General features: G+C 73.8%; 10 protein-coding genes. 3 read left to right on the top strand and 7 right to left on the bottom strand.

Annotated elements, in window-relative coordinates:
- Window positions 1-238: 238 nt before the first annotated feature.
- Together QRN56_RS26965 and QRN56_RS26960 are read right to left on the bottom strand one after the other, a co-directional pair.
- Window positions 239-2,830: a ComEC/Rec2 family competence protein gene (locus tag QRN56_RS26965; protein WP_285108509.1), complete on the bottom strand. Its 2,592-nt coding sequence runs from the start codon at window positions 2,828-2,830 to the stop codon at window positions 239-241.
- Window positions 2,827-3,927, bottom strand: a complete 1,101-nt coding sequence (locus QRN56_RS26960) for a helix-hairpin-helix domain-containing protein (RefSeq protein ID WP_285108507.1) — start codon at window positions 3,925-3,927, stop codon at window positions 2,827-2,829. Before QRN56_RS26960 ends, QRN56_RS26965 begins: the two co-directional genes overlap by 4 nt.
- A gap of 259 nt (window positions 3,928-4,186) precedes the next feature.
- Here QRN56_RS26960 and QRN56_RS26955 point away from each other — a divergent pair, with 259 nt between their 5' ends.
- Entirely contained in the window at window positions 4,187-5,050 is an 864-nt protein-coding gene (locus QRN56_RS26955; RefSeq protein WP_285108505.1) for an alpha/beta fold hydrolase, read from the top strand.
- A 103-nt stretch (window positions 5,051-5,153) separates the two neighbouring features.
- On the opposite strand, the gene QRN56_RS26950 is transcribed toward QRN56_RS26955, so the two are convergent.
- On the bottom strand, window positions 5,154-6,035 hold the full coding sequence (locus QRN56_RS26950) for a DegV family protein (protein ID WP_285108503.1): 882 nt from the start codon (window positions 6,033-6,035) through the stop codon (window positions 5,154-5,156).
- A 93-nt stretch (window positions 6,036-6,128) separates the two neighbouring features.
- On the opposite strand from QRN56_RS26950, the gene QRN56_RS26945 reads away from it, so the two are divergent.
- Window positions 6,129-7,892, top strand: a complete 1,764-nt coding sequence (locus QRN56_RS26945) for a helicase HerA-like domain-containing protein (RefSeq protein WP_285108502.1) — start codon at window positions 6,129-6,131, stop codon at window positions 7,890-7,892.
- Between the two features lie 63 nt (window positions 7,893-7,955).
- Here QRN56_RS26945 and QRN56_RS26940 read toward each other — a convergent pair whose 3' ends face one another.
- Both QRN56_RS26940 and leuS read right to left on the bottom strand, forming a co-directional pair.
- Window positions 7,956-8,834, bottom strand: coding sequence for a PDDEXK-like endonuclease domain-containing protein (locus tag QRN56_RS26940; RefSeq protein WP_285108500.1), 879 nt, complete (start codon window positions 8,832-8,834; stop codon window positions 7,956-7,958).
- Between the two features lie 158 nt (window positions 8,835-8,992).
- Window positions 8,993-11,950, bottom strand: coding sequence for a leucine--tRNA ligase (gene leuS / locus QRN56_RS26935; RefSeq protein ID WP_285108499.1), 2,958 nt, complete (start codon window positions 11,948-11,950; stop codon window positions 8,993-8,995).
- A 130-nt stretch (window positions 11,951-12,080) separates the two neighbouring features.
- On the opposite strand from leuS, the gene QRN56_RS26930 reads away from it, so the two are divergent.
- Window positions 12,081-13,403 carry an alkaline phosphatase family protein gene (locus QRN56_RS26930; protein WP_285108497.1) on the top strand — a complete coding sequence of 441 codons (1,323 nt, stop codon included), beginning with the start codon at window positions 12,081-12,083 and terminating at the stop codon, window positions 13,401-13,403.
- Window positions 13,404-13,575: 172 nt separating this feature from the next.
- Here QRN56_RS26930 and QRN56_RS26925 read toward each other — a convergent pair whose 3' ends face one another.
- Window positions 13,576-14,247 carry a vitamin K epoxide reductase family protein gene (locus QRN56_RS26925; RefSeq protein WP_285108495.1) on the bottom strand — a complete coding sequence of 224 codons (672 nt, stop codon included), beginning with the start codon at window positions 14,245-14,247 and terminating at the stop codon, window positions 13,576-13,578.
- A gap of 46 nt (window positions 14,248-14,293) precedes the next feature.
- Window positions 14,294-15,523, bottom strand: coding sequence for an MFS transporter (locus tag QRN56_RS26920; RefSeq protein ID WP_285108493.1), 1,230 nt, complete (start codon window positions 15,521-15,523; stop codon window positions 14,294-14,296).
- Between the last annotated feature and the right edge of the window lie 24 nt (window positions 15,524-15,547).

Genomic DNA, 15,547 nt, shown 5'->3' with positions numbered 1-15,547 from the left:
TTCGACCACGTTGCCCCCTGGTACGTGCTGACGGAACTTCACCCGTCCTCCCCCCACGTTAGGGCCGTGGTCAGGATCCGCAACGTTTCGCGAAGTGTCGCGCCGTGGTGTACCAGTGCCCGTGTGGCCTGCGGCGGGACCTGGCGCGCCCTGGGCCGCCGGCCGTTCGCCCGCGGGCCTCGTGCCGCCGCGCGGTCGTGGCGCGGCGCGCTCGGCGAACGCCCCGTGCCCCGACCGCTCAGCAACCGGCCAGCGACACCTCCTCTCCGCGCACGACCAGCGCGACGGTTCCGCACTCGTCGGTGCGCACCACCGCCGCGCCGACACCCGTGTACAGGTCGAGCGCCTCGTCGGTCGGATGCCCGTACTCGTTGTCCCGGCCGGACGAGACCAGGGCGACCGCCGGACGCACCCGCTCCGCGAGCGCGCGGGACTGGACCGCCGACCCGTGGGGCGCGACCTTCACGACGTCGAAGCGTCCTGTCAGCGGGACCAGTGCCGCCTGGCCCGCGTCCTCCAGGTCGCCGAGCAGCAGCACGTCCAGGCCGCCTACGCGGGCGGCGAGCACCACGCTCGAGTCGTTCGCACCCGTGCCGGCGCCCGCCTGCACCACCCGCCAGGTGAGGCTCCCCGCGGCCCCTCGGTCGCCGGTCCCCGCGATCCGGACCGGCACGCCGGCAGCGGTCAGCGCCGTCTCGGTGGCCGCAGCGTTCGCGGCCGGCTCCGGTACCGGGGACACGAGCGCCGCGGCTACCTCGCGCCCCGCGAGCACCGGACGAAGACCGCCCACGTGGTCGGCGTGGAAGTGGCTGAGCACGAGCAGGTCCACCCGCGCGATCCCGAGCTGGTCGAGACAGCGGTCGGCGGCAGGACCGTCCGGTCCGACGTCCACGACCACGGCCGACGCCGGACCCGTCCGCAGGGCGAGCGCGTCCCCCTGCCCGACGTCGCAGGCCGCCACCTGCCAGTCCTCGGGCATGCCCGAGCGAGCCGCGAGCCGAGGTGCCGCGAGGGCGACGACCAGCGCCGCCGCGGAGGCCGCCGCGAGGAGCAGGAGGAAGCGCGCCCGGGTGAGCGGTCGTGGCGCACGGGCCGAGCGCGAGCCGCCGGACCGGGGCTCGCGCAGGACGTCAGGCGGGGTCCCACGCAGCGTCTCACGCACGACCTGGCGCAGGCCGGAGCGAGCCGTCGCGCGCCACGACTCGGGCCAACCGCGGCGCGGGCCACGCCGCAGCACGGCCCACAACGCCAGTCCGGTGAGTGCGGCCAGCAGCAGCGCACCCGCCGGGCCACCGAGCCAGGGAACGGTCGCGCCGGGAAGTGCGGCGCACCGGTGCGCGACCGCGGCGATCCACCAGGTGGCACCGCTCGCCGCCCAGGCCACGAGCCCGGCGACGGCCGGGAGCCAGGGCGCGAGCACCGTGGCGACCAGCCCGAGCACGGTGGCCGGGACCAGGGAGGGCCCCGCCAACAGGTTCGCGAGCACCGAGACCGTGGACACCGACGGGTCGAGCAGCACCAGCACCGGCCCGCACGCGGCCTGCGCGGCCAGCGGCACGGCCAGGGCGAACGCCAGGGCCTCCCCTGTCCACGGCGCCAACCGCGCGGCCAGCGGCGCCGCGAGCAGCACGAGCCCCGCCGTGGCCGCGGCCGACAGCGCGAACCCGAAGGAGCGGGCCAGCCACGGGTCGATCACGAGCAGCCCCACGACCGACGCCGCGAGCGCCGGGACGGCCTGGGAAGGCCGGCCGAGCGCCACTCCGGTCAGGGCGAACGCCGCCATGACCGCTGCCCGCAGCACGGCGGGTTCGGGCCGGACCAGCAGCACGAAGGCAAAGGACGCGAGCGCGATGACGAGCACCCGGACCGGCCTCGGCAGCCGGGCCACCGAGCAGAGCAGGGTCAGGACGGCGACGACCACCGCGAAGTGACCCCCAGACACCGCCGTGATGTGGGACAACCCGGTTCTGCGCAGCTCCTCGGACAGGTCGTCCGGGAGCCGCGTGGTGTCGCCGATCGCGGCACCGGGCACCAGCCCTCGGGCCTGCGGGGACAGCGGGTCGGTCACGTCGAGGAGCGCCGTGCGGTGGGTGTCGAGCACGCGGAGCACGGACGGCGGGGCCCGGATCTCGGCGGTGCTGTCGGCGTTCAGCCGGGCGGTCTCCGCAGCGCCGGGGTCGGCGGGGCGCAGCCCGCCCGAGACTGTCACGGTCGCCCCGTACCGGGGCACGGCGTCGGACAGCACCTGGACGTGGGCCCGCACCGCCGACTCGACGCCGCGGGCGTCCACCGTGCGCGCGGCCAGCACCCAGCGGTGCTGCCCGGCACCGGGAGCGAAGGCGAACGGCTCGGGCTGGGAGACCACGGCGCCGACGAGGGTCGCCGTCACGCGCTGCTCGGCCAGCCCTGCGAGCGGCGCGCGGCCCGTGAGCTGGACGTGCGCGGAGGCCGTGACCCCGAGGACGCAGGCCGCGGCGAGGGCGATGTGCGCGACCAGGACGGTCGCTGCAGCGGGTCGGGCGGGCCGGGCTGTCCGGGCGGGCCCGGCTGTCCGCGCGTCTCGGCCCGGCTGCGGATGCCCGTCCGGCAGGACGAGCCAAGTTCGCCGGCCGTGCCCCGCCGGCCATGCGGTCATCGCCCGTCGGGAGCGGGATACCGGGAGGCCATCACGACCTGGACCGCCCAGGAACACGATCCCGAGGCCCGCGGCGACGAGCACGACCGCGACCAGCCCCGCCGCCAGACCGCTCCAGCGCTCCCCAGGGCCCGTCAGCGCCCAGGCCGCGACCCAGACCGCGAGGGCGGCGGGCAGCATCCGCAGGTCGGTCATGGCCCCACCCGCGCGCTGTCGCGGAGCTCGCCCAGGGTGGCCGGGCCGATGCCCGGCACGTCGTCCAGCTCGTCCACGCTCGCGAACGCGCCGTTCGTCTCGCGCCACTCGACGATCGCCCGGGCGATCGACGGTCCCACACCGGGGAGCGCCTCCAGCCCGGCGGCGTCAGCCCTGTTGATGTCGACGACGCCGCCTGCGCTCCCGGCACCGCCACCACCGCCCGGGGCGGCAGGCCCGCCCGCTCCCGCTGCCGCAGTTCCCGGCACCGACTCCCCCGGCCTCGGCACGTACAGCTGCTCGCCGTCGACCACCGCCCGGGCCAGGTTCACGGCGGCCAGGTCGGCCTTGCGGGTCACGCCGCCGGCGGCCTCGACGGCGTCGGCCACCCGGGCGCCGTCGGGCAGGGTGACCAGGCCCGGCCGGGCCACCTCGCCGACCACGTGCACGAGCAGGCCGCCGCCCGCCGCTCCCGGGGTACCGCTCGCAGCGCCGGACCCACCTGGCTCGCCCGAGCCACCCGAGCCACCCGACCCACCCGGGCCACCCGGGCCGACCGGTTCCGACGACGGGTCGGGCCCGCTCACGACCTCGTCCCCGCCCGCCCCGGGGCGCGCCGGCCCGCTGTCCGGCCCCTTGTCGGCGGCAACCGGGGCCAGGGCCTCGACGTCGCCGCCCCGCAGCGAGAGTGCGGCCACACCGAGCCCCAGCAGCAGCACGGTCACAACTGCCACGACCGCCGTCGTGCCGGTCAGAGCCCACCGGCGGGCGCCCTGCTCGGCCCGCGGGTCGGCGGGATGGCCGTGCGCCGCCGCGTAAGCGGCGGCCACGCCCGAGGTGGACCGACGGGCACGCAGACGGGCCACCAGGTCGTCGGTCTCGGTACGGGCATCGTCCTCACCGGCCTTCGGGGCTGTCGCGGATGTGGCCCACGGGGTGTCCGGGTGCGGCGCGGGCGACGTCATGGCCGGCACGGCCAGCTCCACGACGGGCACGGCCGACTCCACGACGGGCAAGGGTCTGGGGCCGTCGGACCCGCGCACCGGGCCGAACGGCCAGGGTTCTGGGCGGCGCTGCTGCGCGGTCTCTGGCTGCATGTCCCGGACGCTAGGCGCGCGGCGCACCCCTCGGACGGGCACCGGCGCCTGCCTGTGCACAGACAGCAAGAAGAGCCCCCTGTGGTCCAGCTCGTACCCGCACGACGCCGTACCGAGGGTCTGTGTGCCCGGCCGACGAGTTTCGTCCGGGCGCACCGATGAGTTCGCCCCGGCGCCGTCGTCGGACCTGACGACCGCATGCGGACCCGGACGGCACCCGCAGACCCGGGCAGCACGGAACAGACCAGGAGCGAGCACCATGACCGACAAGAAGACCCACACCCTCGACGTGCCGGGCGCCGTCCTGACCTATGACGTGCGCGAGGCCACGACCCCCACCGACGAGCCGCCGCTGCTGCTGATCGGCCTGCCGATGGGCGCCGAGGGCTTCACCACGCTGGCCGGCCACTTCACCGACCGCACCGTGGTGACCTACGACCCGCGCGGCGTCGAGCGCAGCACGCGCACCGGGGCGCCTGGGATCGCGGACCACGCCGACGACGTGCACCGCGTCGTCGAGGCCGTCGGCGGCGGCCCGGTGGACCTCTTCGCCTCCAGCGGCGGCGCCCTGGTGGCGTTCGAGCTCGCGGCGACGCACCCGGGAGACGTGCGGACCGTCGTCGCGCACGAACCGCCGCTACCCAGCGTGCTCCCGGACCGGGAGGCCGTGGACGCGGCCCTGACCGACATCCACGACACCTACCAGGCGAAGGGGTTCGGGGCGGGGATGGCGAAGTTCATCGCCCTGGTCATGGCCACGGGCGAGCTCACCGCGGACTACGTCGCCCAGCCCGACCCGGACCCGGCCGTGTTCGGCCTGCCGACCGAGGACGACGGCACACGTGACGACCTGCTGCTGGGCGTCAACATGCGTCTCCTGACGCAGTACGAGCCGGACTGGGCGACCCTCCGGCCCGGCACGCCCGAGGTCATGGTCGCCGTCGGAGAGGACACGGGCGACGAGCTGACGGGCCGCTCCGCCCGTGCGACCGAGGCGCTGCTCGACGCCGCACCGATCGTCTTCCCCGGGGGCCACGGCGGGTTCAGCGGCGGGGAGTACGGCCAGCCCGCCGACAAGCCGGTCGAGTTCGCGGCAAAGCTGCGCGAGGTCCTGGCGCGCTGAGCGACGTCGTGATCGGTTCAGCGTCAGGTGATCGGCAGGCCGAGCTGCCGACCACCTGACGTTCTTCCGACCGCAGCGTGGCGCCGGGCAGGCGCCGGGCGCGTCAGTGCACGTGGTCGCCCAGGTCCGCGACGACGACGGCGAGCGTGCCCGGGCCGACGTGCACGCCGAGCACCGCGCTCAGCGGCGTGACCTCGACGTCCGCGCGCGTGCGGGTGTGGAGACGGCCCGCCAGGGCGAGCGCCCGGTCGTGCGCGCCGAAGTGGTGGACGGCGACGACGGGCCGCTCCGCCTCGGCGACGAACGCGGCGGCCTGCTCCAGCAGCCGTTCGGCGCCGGCCGCGCGGGTGCGCACCCGCTGGGCCAGCTCGATCGCGCCGTCGGACAGCCGCAGGATCGGCTTGACGCCCAGGACGGTGCCGAGCGCGGCCGCCGGGCCGGACAGCCGCCCGCCGCGTCGCAGGTGCTCCAGCGTGTCGACCACGAACACGGCATGGGCCGTCCCCGCGACCTCGATGGCCCGCGCGGCGACATGGGCGGCGTCGGCCCCGGCGGCGGCGCACTCGGCCGCGGCGCGGGCCGCGAAACCGAGGCCCGCGGCCGCCGTCCGCGAGTCCACCGCGCGCACCTGCAGGGGTGACCGTGCCGCGGCGGTACCCGCCGAGCCGACGGTGCCCGACAGCGCACCGGAGAGGTGCACCGAGACGACCGATCGACCGCCCTGCTCACCGAGGTTGCGATAGACGGCCGCGAACGCCTCGGGCGACGGCTGCGACGTGGTCACCTGCTCGCCCTCGGAGACGAGCTGGGCCAGGCGGTCGGGCGTGATGTCCTCGCCCTCCGCATAGGCCTCGTCGCCCACCAGGACGCGCAGCGGCACCACGACCGGGCCGCCCTGCAGCCCGGCGGGCAGGCAGGCGGTGGAGTCGGTGACGACCCGCACCTCCTGGGGTGCCGGGCGGGAAGGACGACGACGGTTGCGCATGACCGCGACACTCTAACCGTGCGGGGAACCCGACGGCGAAACGCCTGGAGCCTCCCCGCGCGCGGCACCAGGGCCCGACCTAGCATCCGAGACATGCCCGATGCATCGACGCCAGATCTCGCCGCTCTGCGCGAGGCCGCCGCGGCGGCCCAGAAGGCCCTCGAGGAGGCAGAACGGGCAGCCGCGCCCGCAGCCCCGGAGACGGGCAGGCCCGAGGGTGCGGCTCCGCCGTCGGCACCCGCACCGGCAACGCCCGACTCCCCGCTCGACGGCTACGCGGCCGAGGTCGCCGCGGGCTACGCGTCCGGGGCCACGCTCCCGCTGGGCGCCCTCCTGGAGGGCGAGGCCGGCGGTGAAGCCACGCCGAACCCGCAGGTCCAGGTCGGTTTCGCGCTCTCGATGCTGAACCGGCACGGCCTCGTGGCGGGCGCCACGGGAACCGGCAAGACCAAGACGCTGCAGGGCATGGCCGAGGGGCTGTCGCTGGCCGGCGTGCCCGTCTTCCTGGCGGACGTCAAGGGCGACCTGTCCGGTCTGGCCCTGCCCGGTCCGGACAACCCGAAGGTCGCGGAGCGCGCGGCCAGCATCGGGCAGGAGTGGAGGCCGACCCAGTACCCGGTCGAGTTCTACTCGCTCGGCGGGATCGGCAAGGGTGTGCCGATCCGCACGACGGTCACCGACTTCGGGCCGCTCCTGATGTCCAAGGTGCTGGGCCTGAACGAGACACAGGAATCGAGCCTCACGCTGATCTTCCACTGGGCCGACAAGAAGGGCCTGGCCCTGCTGGACCTCAAGGACCTGCAGTCGGTGATCGCCTACCTGACCTCGGACGAGGGCAAGGGAGAGCTCAAGGGCATCGGCGGTGTCTCGGCGGCCACGGCGGGCGTCATCCTGCGCGAGATCGTGGGGCTGGAGGGGCAGGGCGCCGACGCGTTCTTCGGCGAGCCCGCGTTCGCGACGTCGGACCTGATCACGACCAAGGGCGACCTCGGCGTGCTGAGCGTGCTGGAGCTGCCCGCGGTGCAGGACCGTCCGCAGCTCTTCTCGACGTTCCTCATGTGGCTGCTCGCGGACCTCTTCCAGGACCTGCCCGAGGTGGGCGACGCCGACAAGCCGAAGCTGGTGTTCTTCTTCGACGAGGCGCACCTGCTGTTCACCGGTGCCTCGAAGGACTTCCTCCAGCAGGTGGTCCAGACGGTGCGGCTGATCCGGTCCAAGGGCGTGGGCGTCTTCTTCGTGACGCAGTCGCCCAAGGACGTGCCGTCCGACGTCCTGGCCCAGCTCGGCAACCGGGTGCAGCACGCGCTGCGCGCCTTCACGCCCGACGACGCCACGGCGCTGCGTGCCGCCGCCCGTACCTTCCCGACGTCGCCGTACGACCTGGAGCGCCTGCTGCAGGAGCTGGGCACCGGCGAGGCGGTGGTCACCGTGCTGACCGAGAAGGGTGCGCCCTCGCCCGTCGCGTGGACCCGGGTGCGGGCGCCGCAGGCCTCGATGGACCCGGCCGGGGACGCCGCGATCGACCAGGTCGTCGCCGCCTCTCCCGGTCAGGCGAGGTACGGCACGCCGGTCGACGCGGAGTCCGCGTTCGAGCTGCTCCAGGCGAAGGCGCAGGAGCAGGCCGCGGGGCAGGCAGCCGCCGAGGGTTCGGCCACCGCGGCCGAGGACGAGCGGGAGCTCGCCAAGGAGCGCGCCCGGCTCGAGAAGGAGGCCGCGACCCGGGAGCGGACGGAGGCCCGGCACAAGGAGCAGGCCGCCCGCGACCGCAACCGCGTGGTGACCTCGCTGGCCAAGACGGCAGGGACGGTCCTGGTCCGCGAGCTGACCCGCTCCCTCTTCGGCACGCGCAAGCGCTAACCCCTTCGTTGAGTGCGGGATTCTCGCCCTTTTCTGTGTGCCAGAAGGGCGAAAAGCCCGCACTCAACGAAGGCGACGGCGTTCCAGGGCGGCGCGGATACGGCGGAGCAGCCTCTCGGGGTGGCGGATGACGTCGTCCGCAGTCGCCGTGATGATCAGCCAGCCGGCGCCTTCGAGAAGCTGCCGTCGCTCCACGTCGCGGCGCCACGTCGCGGGATCGGTTCGGTGGTGGTCGCCGTCGTACTCGATGGCGATCTTGAGCCTCGGGTAGGACAGGTCGGGCAGCGCGAGGAACAGACCGTCGTCGGCCCTCACCGGGAGGTTCACCACCGGCGCCGGAAGACCGGCGTCCAGGATGATCAGCCGCAGCCGGGTCTCCATCGACGAGTCGGTGCCCGGCCGGATCAGCTCGATCGTCTCCCGGCAGAGGGTGAGACCTCTCATCTTGAAGGTCCCGCGCAGAAGCACACTCATGGCGTCCACCGTCGTGGCCGGGTTCTTGCGGCGGGTCATGGCGTCCCCCAGCACCACCAGGCTGTCCCGGTCCAGGCGGTGCGACACCTGAAGCCAGGTCTGCGGCGCGGACGTGATGCGCAGGCCGAACCGGTCGACCGTGTCGAGTTGCTTCTGCCCGCAGAAGTGCGCGGCGATCCGGTACCGCTGCGGCCGTTCGCCCCTGCGTGGCGTCACGACGTGGATCGCCGGATCATCCGCGAGCTGCCAGGGAAGGTCGATGCCGAGCAGCTGGAGCGCCGTCGTCCGGGCGAATGCGGCGTTGGGATGGACGACGCGCGCGATGGCACGGCAACGATCGATGAGGGACGGATCAGGATCGGCTACTCGGACCCCGGTGGTCGGCGTCGAGAACCGGGCCGCGCGGATCTGTTTCGGCGTGAGATCGAGGCCTTGCGCCTCGCCGACCGTGAAGATATTGGATGACACCTTTTCATGCTGAACGGTGTCTCATTCGCCAGCCGCCTATCCACAGGGGCAAAAGTTGAGTGCTGGATTTTCGCCCTTCTGGCACACAGAAAAGGGCGAAAATCCAGCACTCAGCGGCAGACGAGGCGGCCGGGCGGGCGGTCGGGCCGGGACGGGGGTCAGGCCGGGACGATGTTGACCAGCTTCGGGGCGCGGACGATCACCTTGCGGACGCCGCGGCCGTCGAGGAACTTGACCACGTTCGGCTCGGCCAGGGCCGTCGCCTCCAGGTCCTCCGCGGAGATGTCCGGGGCGACCTCGAACCGGGCACGCACCTTGCCCTGCACCTGGACCACGCAGGTCACGGTGTCCTGCACGAGGTACTGGTCGTCGGCGGCCGGGAACGGCGCGTGGGCCAGGGACTCCTCGTGGCCGAGCCGGGACCACAGCTCCTCCGCGATGTGCGGCGCGATGGGCGCCGTCATCAGGACGAGCGGCTCCACGGCCGTGCGCGGCACGGCCGACAGGCCCGTGAGGTGGTTGTTCAGCGTGATGAGCTTGGCGATCGCGGTGTTGGGCCGCATGTTCTCCATCTCGACGCGGACGTCCGCGATGGTGCGGTGCACGGCGCGCAGGGTCGCGGTGTCGGGCTCGTCGTCCGTCACGGTGAGCTCGCCCGTCTCCTCCGAGACGACGTTGCGCCACAGCCGCTGCAGGAACCGCTGCGACCCGACGACGGCGCGGGTCTCCCACGGGCGCGACAGGTCCAGCGGGCCCATCGACATCTCGTAGACGCGGAACGTGTCGGCGCCGTACTGCTCGTACATCTCGTCGGGCGTCACGACGTTCTTGAGCGACTTGCCCATCTTCCCGTACTCACGGTTGACGGGCTGGCCCTGCCAGGTGAACCCGGACTGCTCGTCGCCCTCGACCTCCTCGGCCGGCACGTACTGGCCGCGCGAGTCGGTGTAGGCGTAGGCCTGGATGTAGCCCTGGTTGAAGAGCTTGCCGAACGGCTCGACGCCCGTGACGTGGCCCAGGTCGAAGAGGACCTTGTGCCAGAACCGCGCGTACAGCAGGTGCAGCACCGCGTGCTCCACGCCGCCCACGTAGAGGTCGACGCCGCCGGCCGGGCCGGACGTCGGGTTGTGCTGCGGCCCCAGCCAGTACTTCTCGAGCTCGGGCAGCGCCGCCGCCGAGGTCTCGGCGGGGTCGAGGTAGCGCAGGTAGTACCAGCACGACCCGGCCCAGTTGGGCATCGTGTTGGTGTCGCGGCGGTACTTCTTGGGCCCGTCGCCCAGGTCGAGGGTGACGTGCACCCAGTCGTCGTTGCGGCCCAGCGGCGCCTCGGGCTCGGAGTTGGCGTCCTCCGGGTCGAAGGTGCGCGGCGCGTAGTCGGGCACGTCCGGCAGGTCCACCGGCAGCATCGCGTCGGGGATCGCCACCGGGCGGTCGTCCTCGTCCCACACCACCGGGAACGGCTCGCCCCAGTAGCGCTGGCGGCTGAACAGCCAGTCGTTGAGGCGGTAGGTGGTGGTGCCCTCGCCGATGTTCTTGCTCTCCAGCCAGGCGATGATCTTCGCCTTGGCCTCGACGACGCCGAGGCCGTCGAGCGAGATCTCGTCGTTCGCGGACCGCACGGCGACGCCGTCGCCCGCGTACGCACCGGTGTGGTCCTCCGGCAGGCCACCGGTCGGCTCGACCGTGTAGATCACCGGCAGGTCGTAGGCCTCGGCGAACGCGAAGTCGCGCTCGTCGCCGCCCGGGACGGCCATGATGGCGCCGGTGCCGTAGCCCATGAGCACGTAGTCCGCGGTGAAGACCGGGACCTGGAGGCCGCTGACGGGGTTGACGGCCAGGTGGCCGGTGAACACGCCGGTCTTCTTGCCGGCGTCGGCCTGCCGCTCGACGGCGGTCTTCGCGGACGCCTCGCGCCGGTAGGCGGCGACGGCCTCGACCGGGGTGTCGTACCCGCCGGTCCACGCGGAGCGCGTGCCGTCGGGCCAGGCCGCGGGGACCTCGTCGAGCAGCGGGTGCTCCGGGGCGACCACCATGAACGTGGCGCCGAACAGCGTGTCCGGACGGGTGGTGAAGACCTCCAGCGAACCCGCCGCGCCGGCCGGGTCGCCCTCGGCGGTGCCGACGACGTCGAACCGCACGTTGGCGCCCGTGGACCGGCCGATCCAGTTGCGCTGCATCGACTTGACCTTCTCGGGCCAGTCGATGAGCTCCAGGTCGTCCGTGAGGCGGTCCGCGTAGGCGGTGATGCGCATCTTCCACTGGCGCAGGTTGCGCTGGAAGACGGGGAAGTTGCCGCGCTCGGACCGGCCGTCGGCTGTGACCTCCTCGTTCGCGAGCACGGTGCCCAGGCCCGGGCACCAGTTGACCGGCGAGGAGTCGACGTAGGCGAGCCGCTGCCCGTCGATGACGTCGCGCTGCTCCGGCTCGCTCAGCGCAGCCCAGACGGCGCCGCCGGCGTTGTCGCCGTCGTGCCCGGGGACGGGCCGCGTGCCCGCGGCCAGCTCGGCGCGCAGCTCGGCGATGGGGCGCGCCCGGCCGCGGCCGTCGCCCGCCCCCGTCACGGGGCCGGGGCGCTCGGCGTCGGCGTCGTACCAGGACTCGAAGATCTGCAGGAAGATCCACTGCGTCCAGCGGACGTACTCGGGGTCGATGGTCGCGAACGTACGGCGCGAGTCGTGGCCCAGGCCGAGGCGGCGCAGCTGCCTGCGCATGTTGCCGATGTTGGCCTCGGTGGTGGTCCGCGGGTGCTGGCCCGTCTGGACGGCGTACTGCTCGGCGGGCAGGCCGAAGGCGTCGTAGCCCAGCGCGTGCAGCACGTTGTCGCCGCGCATGCGGCGGAAGCGCCCGGTCACGTCCGTGGCGATGTAGCCCAGCGGGTGGCCCACGTGCAGGCCCGCACCCGAGGGGTACGGGAACATGTCCATGATGAAGTACGGGTCGCCCGCCGCCGGGCTCCCGCCCGGCCCCGTAAGTCGCCCCTGCGGGTTCGCCGCGTGGAACGTGCCGCGCTCCTCCCAGATGTCCTGCCAGCGCAGCTCGATCTGCTGCGCGAGGGTCGGGGTGTAGCGGAAACGGGGCTCGTCGGGAGACGTGGTGCGCTCGGGTGCGTCGGGCATGGTCACCCGCCCGAGTCTACCGACCGTGCGGGTGCGCGGCCCTCGTTCGTCCACAGGCCCCGGCGTTCATCCGACATTCGCCCGCACCTCCCCCGAAGTTCTCCACCCGGGTGCTCGAATTGTCCGCATGATGCCCTCGTCGCGAAAGATCCTCGCCGCCAGCATCGCCGCCGCGACCCTGTGGACGGCCTCGACCGCCGCCGCCGCGCCGCTGCCCGACGACGACGCCCGGAGCAGCACCGCCGCCCACGCCGACCACGTGATCTTCCTCGCCCTGGACGGGTTCGACGTCGAGTACCTCGACCTGGTGCGCGACGGCGCCGGCTCCCCCGGCACCGTCGAGATGCCGAACCTGCGCGCCCTCCTGCGCCGCGGCAGCGTGACCACCTCCACCGGCGTGATGACCTCGATCACCAACCCGTCGTGGTCGTCCGTCGCCACCGGTTCCTGGCCCGCGACCCACCACAACACCGCCTACTGGTTCGACCCCGCGACCGACACCGCGCGGGGACAGCAGCGCGACCTCGCCGTGCCGACCGTCGCGGAGTCGATCCGGGAGCAGGGCGGCACCGTCTTCTCGTCGCAGTGGTTCATCCTGCAGAACCACGGCGTCACCTTCGGCGACCCCGACGCCCTGTACACGCAGCCCGGCGGCGACTGCGCGCGCCGCACCGACGACGTCGTGTCCGTGCTGCGCGGCGAGCCCGTCAGCTCGAACGGCCAGCTCGTCACGACCAGCGGCATCCCCGACCTCATGGCCGTCTACTGCGACACCCTCGACGCGATCGGGCACGACGGCGGCGACGCCGACCCCCGCATCCCGGGCGCCCTGGAGGACATCGACCAGCAGATCGGGCGCATCGTCGCCGCCACGAAGGAGGCCGGCGTCCACGACAGCACGGCGTTCGTCATCACGGGCGACCACGGCATGACCACCTTCGACAAGGGGTTCGCCACCGAGGGGCTCGCGGCGATCGAGGCGGCCGGCTTCACCCCGCAGGTCCTGACCAGCGGACAGTCCCCCGCGCCCGGGACCGACGTCGTGATCGTCGTGGGCGGGGTCGCCGACGTGCGCCTCGTCGGCGAGCGGGCCGGCGACCGCGCCGCCGTCCGCCGCCTGGAGCGAGCGCTGACGGCGCTCCCCCAGGTGCGGAACGTCTTCGACAAGGCCGACCAGCGCCGGATGCGCATGAGCCCGAACCACGGCGACCTGCTCGTGGAGCCGATGCCCGGCTGGTCGTTCGGGGCCACGCCCGCGGACCCGGCCGGCCGCCACGGCGCGACCACCGAGCTGCGCATCCCGCTCGTCCTCGCCGGGGCGGGCGTCCGCCCGGGGGCGCATCCGCGCGACCCGCGCCACGTCGACGTCGCGCCGACGATCTCGGCGCTGCTGGGCTACGCGCCGCCGTCGGCCAGCGAGGGCCGGGTGCTGCGCGAGGCGCTGCGCCGCTGAACCTGCGCCGCTGAACCCGCGCCGCTGATCCCGCACGGGCCCGCCGCGCGGGAAGACGGCAAAGAGGTGTGTTGCGCCGCGTAGACACTGTCCACGCAGCGCAACACACCTCCAGGGACGTGCCCCGCGGGCACAAGGAGCCGCGTCGACCGCGGCCCGCGACGCGGAGCGGTCAGAACGAGTCGATCAGGGGCCCGCCCACCGCCAGCATCAGCCAGGCCACGGCCGCGACGTAGCCGATGACCAGGATGATGTGCCGGTTGCCCACCATGGCGTTCCGCAGGCCGGCGCTCGCGGGCAGGTCGCCCGACTGCACGCCGCGCACCAGCTGGTACCAGAGCAGCGGCCACATGATGGTCCACACGACCATGCAGTAGGGGCACAGCGCCACGATCGCGTAGAAGCTGGTCCACATCAGGAAGAACACGAGCGCCTGGCCCAGCACGGTACCGGCCAGGAGCGACATCCAGTACCAGCGCGGCAGGCGGGCGCCGACCAGCAGCACCACACCCGTGGTGATCACCACGGGGAACGCCGCGACACCCAGGTAGGGGTTGGGGAAGCCGAGCAGGGCACCCTGCCACGACGACATCGCGGCGCCGCAGTCGACGAACAGGTTGATGCTGCAGGACGCCGTCCGGTCCGGGTCGAGGAGCTTGAGGTACTTCTCCCAGGCCAGGGCGAACGACGCGGCGAAACCGACCGCGCCCAGCACCACCAGGAGCAGCGCCACGGCCCGGCCGCCGAGCGGCTTGGGTCCGTACGTGGCGACCTCGTTCTCGCCGTCCGGCGAGCTGTCCATCGAGCTGTCCGACGACGTCGTGGTCGCCCCGGTCTCAGTCACCCGCCCTACGCTACCGGCGCAGTCTGGGACATTGCTGAGACCCGGGTCACAGTGCGGTCTCCGTCGGCTGGTGCACCACTCGCTGCCGCCCGAACGCCACGATCAGGCCGAGGCCCAGGACGGTGACGACGGCGCCGGCCCACGCGGGCGCCAGGTAGCCCCAGCCCGCGTCGATGACCACGCCGCCCAGGAACGCTCCGGCGCCGTTGGCCACGTTGAGCCCGGCGTGGCACAGCGCGGCGCCCAGCGACGGCGCGCCGGGCGCCAGGTCCATGAGCCGGGTCTGGAACGCGAGCCCCAGCATCTGCGAGGTGACGCCCAGCAGGAACAGGGAGACGAGCGCTGGCACCACCGAGGCGCCGGTCAGCGCGAACAGCACGAGGGAGGCCGCGGTGGCCACGAAGCCGATCAGGACCGCGCGCAGCACGCCCCGGTCGGCCAGCCGCCCGCCGATCTGCGTGCCGACCGTCATGCCGACGCCGAACAGGGCGAGCACCCACGGCACGGCGCCACCGGGCAGGCCGGTCACGCCCGTCACGGTGGGGGCCACGTACGTGTAGACGGCGAACATGCCGCCGAACCCGATCGCGCCGGCCACGAACGCGAACCACAGCGGCCCGTTGCGCAGGGTCGCCAGCTCGGTGCGCACCGAGCGGCCCTCACCGCCCGCGCCGGCCGGGATCAGCCGCCAGAGCCCCAGGAGCGTGGCGATGCCCAGCACGCCGATCAGCACGTAGGAGACGCGCCAGCCGAACGCCTGGCCCACCCACGTGGACAGGGGCACGCCGACGACGTTCGCGATGGTCAGGCCGGTCATCATCGTCGCGACGGCCCGCCCGCGCTGGGCGGGGCCGGCCACGGCGGCACCGACCGCGGCGCCGACGCCGAAGAACGCGCCGTGCGGCAGCCCCGCGAAGAAGCGCCCGACCACGAGCCAGCCGATGTCGGGCGCCGCGGCGGACAGCACGTTCGCCACCGTGTAGAACCCCATCAGCGCCAGCAGCAGGCGCTTGCGCGACATCCGCGCCGCGGCCACGGTCAGCAGCGGCGCCCCGACCACCACGCCGAGCGCGTACGCGGTGATGGTGTGCCCCACCTGCGGGTCGGTCGCGCCGAGGTCGAGGCCGACGTCGGGCAGCAGGCCCATCGCGGCGAACTCGGTGGTGCCGATGGTGAACCCGCCCACCGCCAGCGCGACGAGCGCGGGTGCGGCGCGGCGCATCGAGCCGGTGCCCGAAGCCTGGCCCGGGGCGTTCTGGGGTGCACTGCTCGCCATGAGGTCTCCGGAAGTGTCGTATCG

Source organism: Promicromonospora sp. MEB111 (genome assembly GCF_030209445.1).
Classification (GTDB): Bacteria; Actinomycetota; Actinomycetes; order Actinomycetales; family Cellulomonadaceae; genus Promicromonospora.
The sequence above is the reverse complement of the archived record's forward strand: the minus strand, read 5'-3'. Positions and strand labels throughout refer to the sequence as shown.